This window comes from Streptomyces sp. NPDC005863 (assembly GCF_042871345.1).
In the GTDB taxonomy this organism is placed as follows: Bacteria; Actinomycetota; Actinomycetes; order Streptomycetales; family Streptomycetaceae; genus Streptomyces.
This window is the reverse complement of sequence record NZ_JBIAII010000002.1, coordinates 1001780-1014840: the sequence shown is the minus strand read 5'-3', so window position 1 is coordinate 1014840 and position 13061 is coordinate 1001780. Positions and strand designations below refer to the sequence as shown.

Below are 13061 nucleotides of genomic sequence, written 5' to 3'. Positions count from 1 at the left end.
GTACCCGAGCTGGCTCGCCACCTTCGTGGGCGCGCCGGTTTCCTTCGCCGTCAGGTCAACCTCGTACAGCTCGCCGCGGTCGTACGATCCCGGCGGGCCACCACGAAGCGGTGGCCGTGGCCGATCCCTGGGTCTCCGGATCGGAGCGGGTGGCGACGAGGTGGACGAGTCGGCCGGTGCGTTACGGCAGTTCGATTGGTCCGTAGCGCGCGTGCGGCTCCTGCCGCATCAGCGCGTCGTACCGGTCTGCCACCGAGAAGTGCCAGAACTCGGTTTCGTAGTTCGTGAAACCCGCGTCCTCCATCGCCTTGAGCAGCAGCGTGCGGTGGTGGCGCGCTTGGTCGTTGAGGTTCGACGCGTGGGTGAAGCAGGCCCCGTCGCTCTCCTCCGGGGAGGCGTTGACGCGGGTGCCGAGGTCGAGTTCGTGGCCGTCCTGGTCGACGAGGGTCACGTCCACGGCCGCGCCCGCGGAGTGCGGCGCGATCTCGGGCGGCGACACATACCGGCTGGTGGCCTGGTGCAGTTGCTCAGGTGTCCAGTCGGGGTGGGCGGCGGCCAGCTCGTCGCGGTACTCGGTGAAGTAGTGCTGCTGGAGGGAGAGTGGCCGGTAGCCCTCGATGAACAGCAGGTCGGTGCCGGCGGGCAGGAGCGAGCGGGCGTGCTTCAGCCGGGCGAGGACGCCTTCACGTACGTGGGCGAACGCGCCCAGTGGGTCTTGCTCGCGGGGGTCGACGCGGAAGTCGTGGTCGCGCACGTCGACGAGCGGCTCTCCGCACTCGCGCACCGGGACCGCGGCGACCTGCGGATCGGACATCAACACCAGGTTCATCGAGTCTCCCTGTGAGGGCGTGCACTGCGGTGGCGGGGCGGAGGCGACGGCGGTCAGATCGGTGTCGCGCACGATCCGATCGACGGTGTCCTGCAGCGTACTGTCGGCCGGGACCACGGCCTCCGGACCGCCGGGGAGCAGGTCCAACTCGCGGTACCAGGAGGTGAGGTGGGCCTCGGTGACTTGCCTCAGGTACGCGGCGTCTGCCTTCGACGCGTGCCGGGCCAGAGTCACTTCCAGGGGCACGTCGAGGTAGTAGCAGGCTGAGAGACCCCGGTGGTCCCGGACCAGCGACGTGATCATGTGGCTGTAGCGGTCGGCGTAGAGGATTCCTTCGAGTACGACGTGAAAGCCGGCGTCCAGTGCTTGGCGGGCGATCCTGCCGAGCAGGGCGATGTTGGCGCCGCCCGCGGTGTCATGCTCACGCAGCACATTTCGCCGGATCACGTCCTGGCCCACGATCGCGACGCCGCGACCGTAGTGATCTCGCAGGCCCTGCGCCACGCTCGACTTGCCGGACGCCGAGTTGCCGCGGATCACTACCAGGCGCGTGTCGGGGCGTCCGGCCGCTGTCGCAGCGGGAGCGTGTCGGGGCGTGCTGGTCGCTGTGTCGGTCATGCGGGCCAGCCCGTCTCGCTGTACAGCTCGCCGTTCTGGATCTTCGTGATAGCCAGTCGGGTATACGGGACGAGATCGTCGGGAAGGGCGGTGGGGTCCCAGAATTTCCACTGGGTGCACTTGTCCGGCTCGCGCGGTTCCGGCTCGCCGCTCCAGGCGCGGGCGCGGAAGAACAGGCCCAGGCGGGGCGGGTTCCTGGGTTTGCCGATGTGGTGGACGACGTGGACGAGTTCGACGTCCTTGCGTTCGATGCGCAGGCCGGCTTCTTCGTCTGCCTCCCGGATCAGGCAGTCGATGGCGTTCTCCTGTTCGCAGTGGCCCGCCAGGACGTGCCAAGTGGACGGTGCGAAGGCGGAGTCGGGGTGGCGCAGCCCGAGCAGCACCGTACCGTCGGGCCGCTCCAGATAGAGGTGGACGCCGATGATGTTGGGGACCGTGCCGCGCGGCGAAGCCGGGCCTTCCTCCTCGGGTTCGGGCCCGCTCTGCGGCGCCGGGTGGCCGGCGGCGTGGCGCCGTACGAGATCGCTGGTGGTGTCCGCGATGCGGAGGCGGTGGAGGTTGTCGGGGGTGAACCAGGCCAGCATCACCCCTTCTGTCAGGCGGAGGTCGCGGGGGTCTCCGTTCCAGCGGCCGGCGTAGATGGCGATGGGCACGGTCGCGTCGGCGTCGTCGGTGGCGTGCTCGATGCCGAAGGGGGTGAGGTCGGCGATGTCGAGGCCGGCTTCCTCGTGCAGCTCGCGCCGCACGGTGTGTTCCAGGGTGGCGTCCTGGGACTCTCGGCCGCCGCCCAGCAGGGACCACATGCCCGGCTCCCAGATCTGGCCGGGGAAGTGGTCGCGCAGGTGGAGCAGGTACTCGCCGCGGTCGTTGTAGATCAGGGCGGAGGCGTTGGCCGTCTCCGGATCCACTTGGAGCGGGAGCTTGAGCAGCTTCTCGCGCAGAGTCGGTGAGGTGACCTGGTCCATGGGCCGCCACTCGATGCCGCCAACCTCGTCTTCCTGGAGCACGACCGGCACCTCGGCCGTGGCGTGCAGGCGGAAGAGGAAGCGGAGGTCGAAGTGCTGATGCCCGGGTTCGCCCTTGCCCGCGTGGGCGTCGATGTCGTGGACGTCGATGTCCAGCGGCACGGTCTCGTATCCGGGCCAGGGCGTGACAGCCCAGGGCGGGATCCCGGTCTCCTCGTGCAGTTCCCGCAGCGCCGCCGCCGTCAGGGCCTCGTCAGTGGGCTCGGCATGCCCTCCTGGAGCGAGGACTTTCCCGCTGGCCAGGTGCAGCACATGCAGGACGCGGCCGAGGTGGTCGATGACGATCGCTCCACAGGTGACATGGCCGGTGAAGGTCGAGCGGCTGGAGATGTCCTCGCCGGTCCGGTCGAGGGCGTCCAGAAAGACGCCGAGCTGCTCCAGCTCGTGAGGGTGACGAGCGAGGTAGGTCTCGACGGTGGTGCGGATGTGGTCGTGCGACAGCGGCATGGGGCTACCTCAGGAGGCGGGGAGCGGGACGAATCGAGGAGGGGGCAGGGTTCGGGTCAGTTCAGCCGCATTCCCTCCGCCGGGATCTCCTCGATGGCGGCGGCGCGAGCGGCGGGCAGACCCCACCGCTCGCGTGCGGTGTCCACCGCGAGCTGTGATTGCCGCGCGCCGGGCGGACCCCAGCTCAGCAGGGCGGCTGCCTGGGCAGGGGTGGCGAGCAGGCGGACGAAGGGGCGGCCGGTGGCGGAGTCGACGGCCGCCGGTCCGACGGCGGTGACCTGCGCGGCCAGACGGAGTCGGGCGTTGGGCCCCACACCGCCGTAGACCTCGCCGGTCTCGTCCAGCACCCAGCCCAGTCGCACCGGATCGGCCAGGGCGAGTTGGGCCTCCTCGGCGGCTTCGCGGTGCAGGGTGCCCTCGGGCGTCGCGTCGGTCTCCTCCACGGTGCCGCCCGGCAGCATCGGCAGCGCGCCCTGCGGGCCGGGGTCGGCCACCAGGACGACCCTGCCGTCGGGGACGAAGCACCATGCCCATGCTTGCTGTACGGGCAGCCGGTCGGGGACGGGGCCGCGGTGGAGAGGGCTGTCCCACGAGGGCCGGTAGCGGACGTGGACGTCGTGCCGGTCCAGCGGCGGGACGTCGAGGATGTGCCGGCCGTCGGCCAGGTGCGCGGTGGCGGTGTTCCCGAGCCGGGCACGGTAGGCGGCGAGCATGATCTGTCCGTCCACGGGCCGCAGCCGCTGCACTGCGTTCCGGGTCTCCAGGAAGGCGAACTCGGACAGCTCCTCACGGGGAAGACGGATCGCCTGCACTTGGTCGGGGGTGAGGGTTCCGCCGTCGAAGACGAACCGGGCCTCCCCGGGGCAGATCGGGCCGGGCTGAAGGTCCGGGTGGTGTGCGGAGAAGGAGTGGACGGCGAGTACGGCCGACAGCGGCAGGTCCAGGCCCAGTTCCTCGGTGATCTCGCGCCGACAGGTGACGTGCGGGTGTTCGCCGGGTTCGACGACGCCTCCAGGCAGCAGCCACGAGTCGTCCTCGCGGTAGGTGGGCCGGACCAGAAGGATCCGGCCGACCTCGTCGGTGATGATCGCGGCGGCGCCGAGCCACACCGCATGCCGGGACGCGGCGTATTGCGCTGCCGGCACAGTGGTGCACGGGGTGGCTTCGTCGAGGTCCGTGGGGATGGGGGGTGTGGTCACGGGGGGCCTTCCGGTCGAGCGGGTCATACCTGGTCCGGGGCGGCGGGGGCGGTGGGGCGCGGGATGAGCGTGCTCGGGGCGTACTGGGCGGCTTGGGCGTCGAACATGGCCGCGTATCGGCCTTGTTGGGCGATGAGTTCGTCGTGGGTGCCGTGCTCGGTGAGGTGTCCGTTGTTGAGCACGTAGATGTGGTCGGCGTGGCGGACGCCGGACATGCGGTGGGTGACCAGGACGACGGCCCGGTTCGGGGCGGCGAGGCGGCGGATGCGGTCGAAGGCTTCGATCTCGGCTTCCGGGTCGAGGGCGGAGGTCGGCTCGTCCACGATGAGGACGCCGTCCGCTTGCGAGGTTGAGCTGCGCCAGTGGGTACGGGCCAGACCGACCTTCTGCCATTCGCCGCCTGACAGTTCGATGGCGCCGCGGAACATGCGGGCCAGCAGACTGTGTAAGCCGTCGGGGAGTTTGGCGATGACGGGACCGGCGACGGCGTAGTCGACCGAGGGGTGCAGGTCGTCGTCGGTCGCCGGGTGGTCGGGGCGGCCGAGGCGGATGTTCATCGCGGCGGTTACCGGCCAGCGCTGAAAGTCCTGGGTGAGCAGGGAGACCCGCTCGAAGACCTGGGCGCGGTCGAGATCGGCGAGGTCTGCCGCGCCCCAGCGCAGGGTGCCGCTCTCGGGCAGCAGCATTCCGGAGAGGATCTTCATCAGGGTGCTCTTGCCGGAGCCGTTCTCGCCCACCACCGCCGTAACCGATCCCATGGGCAGCGTCAGGGAAACGCCGTCCAGAGCCGCGGTGTCGCGGTCGGGGTAGCGGTAAGTGACCTGGTCCAGTACGACATCCTTGATCCGTTCCGGAACAGGTGCACCACCTGCGGGCAGCGTCCGCCGGCCGGCCTCGGTGAGGAAGCGGCCGTGGTCACGGACGTAGAGGCTCTCCTCGTGCAGCTGGTTGATGTTCATCACCAGTGCGCCCAGGCTGGCTGAGCCGGTGCGCACCGCGATGACGGCGGTCCCGGCGACGGCGAGGCTCATGTGCCCGGCCAGGATCAGCCAGAACATGGCTCCGTAGGTCGCCGCCATCGCCAGCCCCGACAGCGCGGAGGCCACCCACTCGGTCAGGGCCTTGCTGGAGGCGAGGCGTTCCTGTTCGGCCTCGGCGCTCTCGGCCATGCGCTCGTAGCGGCTGAGGAGGAACGGGCCTACGGCGTGGAGACGGACCTCCTGGGCGGCAGATCGTTCGGTGAGCAGGTTGCCGATCAGGCGGCTGGCCCGGACGTGCTCGATCCAGCTCATCACCGACACGTATCGCTCCTGGGCCACCCGCATGGCGCCCCAGCCGCGCGGGGCGGCAATGAGGATCAGCATGGGCAACAGGGCGGGGTGCAGCACGGCGAGGATGCCCGCGGTGGTGACCAGGGAGATGAGACCGTTCAGCGCGGCGACACAGGCGCTGATCATCCGGCGGGCGGAGCCGGGACCCTGCTGGGCGATGTCCACGAGCCGCCGGAAGTCGGGGTCGTCGATGGCCTCCAGTTCGACGTGGGCCGCGGCAGCCAGGTACTGCGTGGTGGCGATCCGCTCGACCTTGGGCTCCAGCCGCCCCGCGCGAGAGGTGGACCAGGCCGACAGGACGGAGTTGACGACGCTGATGATCGCGGCGGCCAGGAGACCGGGCAGCAGAGCGTGCAGCCGCTCGGCGGCGTTGCCGCTGCCGGCGAGCAGTGCGTGCATGACGGCGTTGACCGCCAGTAGCCCGGCGGCAGCGGCGATGCCCTGGCTGATCTCGCTCACCCCGACCGAGAGGAGGGCACGCCGGTCAGCCTGCCAGGCCAGGCGCAGCGTGGCCCCGACGAGGCCGGGCATGGAGCGCAGCGCGGACATCATGGTCAGGTCCAACGTCGCGTGCTCGTGCTGGGACCAGCCCATGTCGTAGCGCAGCGGTCCGCCGAACAGTTCGTGTTCGGCGTCGGAGACCTGTGGGTCGGCCATCGTGACCGGACCGAAGAACCTCTTCACCGGGCGCCTCCCGCAGGCCAGTTGGTGGCCCGGTAGGACGGACCGTGGGTGAGCATGTGGAAGATCGTGATGGTGGAGGGGTGGCAGTCCGGGGAGGGCTTTTCCATCGACACCCAGAAGAGCCCTTCGTGCTTGTCCGGCTCGGCGTTGTACGGCTCGCCCGTCCACGACTGGGTCACGAACACGGCGGTGATCCGATCCAGCGCACCACCGGCATCGTGGTGGTGGATGAGGCCGCAGAACTCCTGCTGCTCAGCAGTGATCACAACTCCCGCCTCCTCCTGCGCTTCGCGGCGTGCGGCGTGGTCGAGTGGTTCACCGGCCTGCAGATGACCGCCCACGACAGTGAGCTGTCCCGGTGCCAGGGCGGCGCCCGCATTACGAAGCACGCACAGGACGGCGCCGTTGGGCCGGAGCAGAACCTGTGCGACGTCGGCGATCAGCAGGTGAGGCTTCTCGCTCACAGCCGACCCTCCTGCGGCAGGTGCCCAACGGGGTGCCGGCCCTGTGCGAGCACGAGCGCATCGTCGAACCGGTGACCGTGGACTGGAGTCCCCGGCGTGGCGACTGCGGGGGCCGCTGGCCGTGTCCGGTTCTGCCTCCCGGACGGAGGATGGCTATGCCCCTCGTCTGGATGGGGCAGCCCCGGCTGGGCGCTGGCGTGTGTCATGCCCGGCACCTCGTATCCGGTCGTGACGCACCGATGGACGGGGCGTTGAGGTCGGCGGCGGAGTGCAGAGCAGTACTCGAGGAAGCGGCGGTGTTTTCGAACGCGCGATGAACAAGCGCAGGAAGATGCACGGGATTCATGAGGGCTCCTCGGGGCGGGATGCGGACTGGTGAGCGGGTAACGGGGGCTCTCGTGTCGCCGTAACGGGTGGAGACGGGCGAAATCTAGAACCTGAATTCGAATACCGGGCTCTCTCCTTCCGGGGACGGACTTGGAGAGCCGTGATGTTGTGTTCGATCACTCGTGTGGGTTGCGCTCACTCCATTGGAGGATTGCCTGGTGCCACCTGGCCACCCGTCAGAAGTCGTCACAGCTCGAACCTCGGCCGATGACGGCGGACTTGGTCAGCGACCGCGGGCAACATCGGTGGGCAGCAACGAGGGTCCCCCCGGTTCGCGAAGGGGCCCCGGGCATGGCATCGACGTCCCCATCGCGCCGGCCGCCCTCGGCGGCGCGCCGGCCCTCCTCAAGGACAGCCCTGGGCGGCGCGGGGTGCGCCTCGACATCCCCGGCGCGCTGCTCGCCTCCGGCGGGCTCGTGGCGATCGTGTACGCCTCCAGTGACGCGGAATCCGCCGGTTGGGCCGACCCGTTGGTCCTGCCCCTGTTTGCGGCCGGTGTGGCCCTGCTCGCCGTCTTCGTGTGGTGGCAGTCCCACGCCAAGCATCCGATGCTGCCGCTGCACATCGTCAGAGACCGCACCCGTGCGGCGGCGCTCGCGACGATGGGCCTGGCCACCGTCGCCATGTTCGGCGCCTTCTTGTTCCTTCGAGCGAGCCGGTTCCGACCGTACGGCGTCCGGATTCGGTTGCACGTGCTACCGCCTGGCGATGTATCACTGAACGAGGTGTCTGCGGCCGAGCTTCGTGCCTACGTCGTGAGTCAGTCGCCCCCCTCGCCAAGTGATTGGGGCATTCATCACCGGCCATCACACTCGATCCCTACGCGCACTACATGCCGGAGGCGGGGAGGAAGGGCGGGGAGGAAGGGGCGCAGGGCGATCGATAGCCTGCTCGCGGGCCGGGTGTAGGAGAGTGCCGGTCCGAACTCCCCAGATTCTTCCCAGGCCCGATCCCCAGCGCGGATTCGACCTTCCGGCGCGCGTAAACAGCGAGGTCAGACCCTATATGTTCACCACCCGCCCCACCCTCCAGGGCACCTTCGGAATGGTGTCGTCCACCCACTGGCTCGCCTCGCAGTCCGCGATGGCCGTCCTGGAGGACGGCGGTAACGCCTTCGACGCCGCGGTCGCCGCGGGATTCGTCCTGCACGTGGTCGAACCGCACCTCAACGGGCCCGCCGGCGAGGTCCCGATCATCCTCGCGCCGGCCGGCGGCGAGGTGCGCGTGCTCTGCGGGCAGGGGGGCGCGCCGGTCGGCGCCACCGTGGCCCACTACCGCTCCCTCGGCCTCGAACTGGTGCCCGGCACCGGCCCGCTCGCGGCCGCCGTGCCCGGCGCGTTCGACGCGTGGATGCTGCTCCTGCGGGACCACGGCACGAAGTCGCTCGCCGACGTCCTCAAGTACGCCATCGGGTACGCGGAGGACGGCCACGCCCCGGTCGAACGGGTCGGCGAGACCGTCGAGACGGTACGGGAGCTCTTCGAGCGGGAGTGGCCCACGTCCGCCGACGTCTATCTGCCCGGGGGCCGCTCCCCGCGCCCCGGCGAGCTGTTCCGCAACCCCGCGCTCGCCGCGACCTGGCGACGGCTGACAGCGGAGGCCGAGACGAGGGCCGCCGAGGCGGGCGAGGGGTCACGCGTGGCGCAGATCGAGGCGGCACGTGAGGTGTGGCGGGGCGGGTTCATCGCCGAGGCGCTCGTGCGGCAGGCCGGGCGGCCCACCATGGACACGAGCGGCGAGCGGCACGTGGGGACGCTGAGCGCGGCGGATCTGCGCGGGTGGTCCGCGTCGTACGAGGATCCCGTCACGTACGACTGGAACGGCTGGACCCTGTGCAAGGTGGGCGCCTGGAGTCAGGGCCCCGCGCTTTTGCAGCAGTTCGCCCTGCTGCCGCGAGACGTGGCGGAGCTGCCCGCGTACGGGTCCGCCGAGTACGTCCATCTCCTCGTCGAGGGCTGCAAGTTGGCCATGGCGGACCGGGAGGCCTGGTACGGGGATGCAGGGGAAGAGGGGGCGGAGGGGGTGCCGGTGCGGGAGTTGCTCTCCGAGGAGTACAACGCGGGGCGGAGGCGGCTCATCGAGGAGAAGGCGTCGTATCTGTTGCGGCCCGGGGCCCCCGGAGGACGGGAGCCCCGGCTGTCCGCGCACGCGGTGGCGGTGGCCGCGGGGGAGACGCGGGGGCTGGACCGGGGGGCCGGGGCGGCCGCCGGGGCCGGGGAGCCGACGGTAGTCGCGGACGGGGGGACGCGCGGCGACACGTGCCACCTCGACGTGGTCGACCGGTGGGGGAACATGCTCTCCGCGACGCCCAGCGGGGGATGGCTGCAGTCCAATCCCGTCGTACCCGAGCTGGGATTTCCGCTCGGGACGCGGTTGCAGATGGCGTGGCTGGAGGAGGGCCTGCCGAACTCGCTGACGCCCGGGCGGCGGCCCCGGACCACGTTGACGCCGTCGCTGGCGCTGCGGGACGGGGTGCCGGTGCTGGCCTTCGGTACGCCGGGGGGTGACCAGCAGGACCAGTGGCAGGTGCACTTCTTCCTGGGGGTGGTGTTGCGGGAGGCGGTGCGGGGTGGGCTCGATCTGCAGGGGGCGATCGATGCGCCCAGCTGGCACACGGAGGCGTTTCCCGGCTCGTTCCATCCTCGGGGGATGGCGGCGGGGAGCCTGGTGGTGGAGTCGCGGATGGACGCGGGGGTGGTGGACGAGCTGCGGCGGCGGGGGCATGACGTGACGGTGGGGGGTGCGTGGTCGGAGGGGCGGTTGTGTGCGGTGGCTCGGGATCCTCGTACTGGGGTGCTGTCGGGGGCTGCCAATCCTCGCGGGGCGCAGGGGTATGCGGTGGGGCGGTAGCGGTGGCGGTAGCGGTAGCGGTAGCGGTTCGGGTGCGGGGGCGCCTTGGGCTTGCGTTGCGCCTTGGGTTCGTTTTTGGGTGCGGGGCCGCGGGGGTATGTGCGTACTCGCCATCCACTGTTCGCCGCGCCTCGTGGACAGCGGGGCCACCGTGCGCTCGGTGCTCCGTGCGCACATACCCCCACGTCCCCTTCCGTCTCGTACGCGGGTGCCGGCCGGGGGGGGGCGTGCGGCCCTGGCCGCGCCCGGTTGTCGTCGGTTGTCGCGGGCTGGTGGCCGGAGGGGGTGTGCCTAGGGTTTACCTGGGGTTTTGGGGGTGTTGGGCTGTGGGCTCGGGGATGTCAGTGGGGCGTGCTCTCATGGGTACATGATCGAAGACTTTCTTACGCACGGTGTACGCGACGTGGAAGAGGCGCTCCGGAAGGCCGCCGCGGCGGAGGTCATGCCTCGCTTTCGGCGGCTCGCCGAGGGTGACGTCGTTCAGAAGAGCGGGCCGCACGACATGGTGACCGTTGCCGATCGTCGTGCGGAGGAGCAGCTGACCCGTGACCTCGCCGCCCTTCTTCCGGGCTCGGTCGTCGTCGGTGAGGAAGCCGTGCACGCCGACCCGGTTGCGTACGAGGCGATACACGGTGACGCTCCGGTCTGGATCGTCGACCCGGTCGACGGCACGCGTCAGTTCGTCAACGGTGACCCCGGCTTCTGCATGCTCGTCGCCCTGGCCGTCCGGGGCGAGGTCCAGGCCTCGTGGACGTATGCGCCGGCGCTGGACGAGCTGGCCGTGGCCGTTCGAGGTCAAGGTGCCTGGCTGAACGGTGAGCGGCTGATCGCCGGGTCGCCCGCGCCGGGCCGGGACCTCGCCGTGGCCACCTCGCATCCGGACTACACCACCGAGGAGCAGAAGAAGGCCCTGCTGGGGCTCGCGGTGGACGGGGTCAGGCCCCGGCCGTGCGGGTCGGCCGGGCTGGAGTACCTCGCGATAGCCAGGGGGGACCTCGACGCCGTCGCCTTCTCCTGGGAGCTGGCCTGGGACCATGCCGCGGGTCTGCTGCTCGTCGCCGAGGCCGGCGGCGCCGATCTGACGCTGACGGGCGCGCCGTTCCGTATCGGCGGGAACAACGCGCTGCCGTTCACCGCGGCCCGCGACGCCGCCACGGCCCGGCGCGTCGTCGGCCTTCTCGCCGGCGGCGTCTGAGAGGGCGCCGGCGGCCCGGCCTATCCTGGCGGCAGAGGCCACCGGCTGACAGAGGAGTCCGAGGGTGCCGATGCTTGATGCCGTCATCGTGGGTGCGGGGCCGAACGGCCTGACCGCCGCCGTCGAGCTCGCCCGGCGCGGGTTCTCCGTGGCCCTCTTCGAGGCGAAGAGCACCGTGGGCGGCGGGGCCCGCACCCAGGAGCTGACGCTGCCCGGATTCCGGCACGACCCCTGCTCGGCCGCCCACCCGCTGGGCATCAACTCCCCGGCCTTCCGCGACATGCCCCTCGACCGGTACGGACTGGAGTGGCTGCAGCCCGCGCTGCCCATGGCTCACCCCTTCCTCGACGGCACCGCCGCCGTGCTGTCCCGCTCCGTCGCCGAGACCGCCGCCTCCTTCGGACCGCGCGACGCGGGCGCCTACCGCAGACTGGTCGAGCCCTTCCTGCCCAAGTGGGACACCCTGCTGCGGGACTTCATGTCGCTGCCGCTGACCTCCCTGCCGCGCGACCCGGTGACCCTCGCCCGGTTCGGGCTCGTGGGCCTGCCGCCGTCGACCTGGCTGATGCGCCGCTTCCGCGACGACCGGGCCCGCACCCTCTTCGCGGGGCTCGTCGCGCACGTCATCGCGCCCCTCGACGGCATCATCACCAGCGGCGTCGGCCTGGTCTTCGCGCTGGCCGCGCACGCCCGCGGCTGGCCCGTCCCGCGCGGCGGCTCGCAGTCCATCTCCGACGCGCTCGCCGCGTATCTGAAGGACCTCGGCGGCAGCATCCACACGGACTACGAGGTCAAGCGGCTCGACGACCTGCCGCCCGCCCGCGCCTACGTCTTCGACACCTCGCCCACCGCCCTCGCCAGGATCGCCGGGCTCGGCCGTGCCTACGACGGGTACCGGTACGGGGCGAGCGCCTTCAAGATCGACTACGCCCTCGACGGACCCGTCCCGTGGACCGCGGAGGAGGCGCGGCGGGCCGGGACCGTGCAGGTCGCCGCGGGCAGCCGGGAGATCGACACCGCGCTGCGCGCCGCCTCGTACCACGGGCGGGCCCCGGAGAAGCCGTTCCTGATCACGGTGCAGCCCGGCGTCGTCGACCCCTCCCGCGCCCCGGCGGGCAAGCACGTCTTCTGGGCGTACGGCCATGTCCCGAACGGCTGGGAGGGCGACCTCACCGACGCCGTCGAGCGGCAGCTGGAGCGCTTCGCCCCCGGCTTCCGCGACCGGGTCCTCGCCCGCGCCACGGCAGGACCACCCCAACTGGCCGCGCACAACGCCAACTACGTGGGCGGCGACATCGCCTGCGGCGCCGCGAGCGGGCTGCAACTGCTGCTGCGGCCGAAACTCTCCCTCTCCCCGTACACCACCCGCCACCCGGCGGTCTTCCTCTGCTCGTCCGCGACGCCCCCGGGCCCCGGCGTCCACGGCATGTCCGGGCACAATGCCGCGAAGGCCGTGTGGAAGACACTGAGGAGTACGTCGTGACCGTAGCCATCACCCTGGTCCGGGGCGACATCACGGAGCAGCGGGCCGACGCCATCGTGAACGCGGCCAACTCCTCGCTGCTGGGCGGCGGCGGGGTCGACGGCGCCATCCACCGGCGCGGCGGCCCCGAGATCCTCGACGACTGCCGCCGCCTGCGCGCCTCCCACTACGGCAAGGGGCTGCCCACCGGCCGCGCCGTCGCCACCACCGCGGGCCGGCTCGACGCCGGACACGTGATCCACACCGTCGGCCCCGTCTGGTCCGCCGCAGAGGACCGCTCGGAGCTGCTCGCCTCCTGCCACCGCGAGTCGCTGCGCGTCGCCGCCGAGCTGGGCGCCCGTACGATCGCCTTCCCCGCGATCTCCACCGGCGTCTACCGCTGGCCGCTCGACGACGCGGCCCGCATCGCCGTCCGCACGGTCCGGGAGACGGCGGAGCCCGAGCACTTCGACGAGGTGCGGTTCGTGCTCTTCGGCCAGGAGGCGCACGACGCCTTCGCCGCGGCCCTGGCCGAGCAGGACTGAGCCGGGACTGGGGCGTCCGACGGCC

Annotated in this window: 10 protein-coding genes; 5 read left to right on the top strand and 5 right to left on the bottom strand. The window is 71.3% G+C overall.

Translation table 11 applies throughout. The annotated features are described in order from the left end of the window. Nucleotides 1–181: 181 nt before the first annotated feature. Genes ACFYO9_RS10515 through ACFYO9_RS10495 form a run of 5 tightly spaced genes read right to left on the bottom strand, consistent with a single transcriptional unit; the run spans nucleotide 182 to nucleotide 6597 of the window. Complete coding sequence (locus ACFYO9_RS10515) at nucleotides 182–1447, bottom strand: M15 family metallopeptidase (RefSeq protein WP_358776941.1); 1266 nt, start codon at nucleotides 1445–1447, stop codon at nucleotides 182–184. Further along, a complete protein-coding gene (locus ACFYO9_RS10510; RefSeq protein ID WP_358776940.1) occupies nucleotides 1444–2919 on the bottom strand; it encodes an NUDIX domain-containing protein in 1476 nt (491 codons plus the stop codon). Before ACFYO9_RS10510 ends, ACFYO9_RS10515 begins: the two co-directional genes overlap by 4 nt. Before the next feature lie 56 nt (nucleotides 2920–2975). Then, nucleotides 2976–4118 carry an NUDIX hydrolase gene (locus ACFYO9_RS10505; RefSeq protein WP_358776939.1) on the bottom strand — a complete coding sequence of 381 codons (1143 nt, stop codon included), beginning with the start codon at nucleotides 4116–4118 and terminating at the stop codon, nucleotides 2976–2978. A gap of 23 nt (nucleotides 4119–4141) precedes the next feature. Beyond that, a complete protein-coding gene (locus tag ACFYO9_RS10500; protein WP_358776938.1) occupies nucleotides 4142–6133 on the bottom strand; it encodes an ABC transporter ATP-binding protein in 1992 nt (663 codons plus the stop codon). Beyond that, nucleotides 6130–6597: an NUDIX domain-containing protein gene (locus ACFYO9_RS10495; protein ID WP_355816108.1), complete on the bottom strand. Its 468-nt coding sequence runs from the start codon at nucleotides 6595–6597 to the stop codon at nucleotides 6130–6132. Before ACFYO9_RS10495 ends, ACFYO9_RS10500 begins: the two co-directional genes overlap by 4 nt. A 632-nt stretch (nucleotides 6598–7229) precedes the next feature. Here ACFYO9_RS10495 and ACFYO9_RS10490 point away from each other — a divergent pair. The 5 genes from ACFYO9_RS10490 to ACFYO9_RS10470 all read left to right on the top strand — a co-directional run bounded on the left by ACFYO9_RS10490 (nucleotide 7230) and on the right by ACFYO9_RS10470 (nucleotide 13036). Further along, complete coding sequence (locus tag ACFYO9_RS10490; RefSeq protein ID WP_358776937.1) at nucleotides 7230–7892, top strand: hypothetical protein; 663 nt, start codon at nucleotides 7230–7232, stop codon at nucleotides 7890–7892. 97 nt (nucleotides 7893–7989) lie between these two features. After that, a complete protein-coding gene (locus ACFYO9_RS10485) occupies nucleotides 7990–9834 on the top strand; it encodes a gamma-glutamyltransferase (protein WP_355816103.1) in 1845 nt (614 codons plus the stop codon). Nucleotides 9835–10201: 367 nt separating this feature from the next. After that, nucleotides 10202–11029 carry an inositol monophosphatase family protein gene (locus ACFYO9_RS10480; protein WP_358776936.1) on the top strand — a complete coding sequence of 276 codons (828 nt, stop codon included), beginning with the start codon at nucleotides 10202–10204 and terminating at the stop codon, nucleotides 11027–11029. Nucleotides 11030–11099: 70 nt separating this feature from the next. Continuing rightward, nucleotides 11100–12512, top strand: coding sequence for an NAD(P)/FAD-dependent oxidoreductase (locus ACFYO9_RS10475; RefSeq protein ID WP_358776978.1), 1413 nt, complete (start codon nucleotides 11100–11102; stop codon nucleotides 12510–12512). Beyond that, nucleotides 12509–13036 carry an O-acetyl-ADP-ribose deacetylase gene (locus tag ACFYO9_RS10470; protein WP_355816097.1) on the top strand — a complete coding sequence of 176 codons (528 nt, stop codon included), beginning with the start codon at nucleotides 12509–12511 and terminating at the stop codon, nucleotides 13034–13036. Before ACFYO9_RS10475 ends, ACFYO9_RS10470 begins: the two co-directional genes overlap by 4 nt. Nucleotides 13037–13061 lie beyond the last annotated feature (25 nt).

Excerpts from the sequence above, each read along its gene's own strand:
- ACFYO9_RS10475 (WP_358776978.1), top strand. The coding sequence starts at position 11,100 with ATGCTTGATGCCGTCATCGTGGGTGCGGGGCCGAACGGCCTGACCGCC.
- ACFYO9_RS10485 (WP_355816103.1), top strand. The coding sequence starts at position 7,990 with ATGTTCACCACCCGCCCCACCCTCCAGGGCACCTTCGGAATGGTGTCG.
- ACFYO9_RS10510 (WP_358776940.1), bottom strand. The coding sequence starts at position 2,919 with ATGCCGCTGTCGCACGACCACATCCGCACCACCGTCGAGACCTACCTC.
- ACFYO9_RS10515 (WP_358776941.1), bottom strand. The coding sequence starts at position 1,447 with ATGACCGACACAGCGACCAGCACGCCCCGACACGCTCCCGCTGCGACA.
- ACFYO9_RS10480 (WP_358776936.1), top strand. The coding sequence starts at position 10,202 with ATGATCGAAGACTTTCTTACGCACGGTGTACGCGACGTGGAAGAGGCG.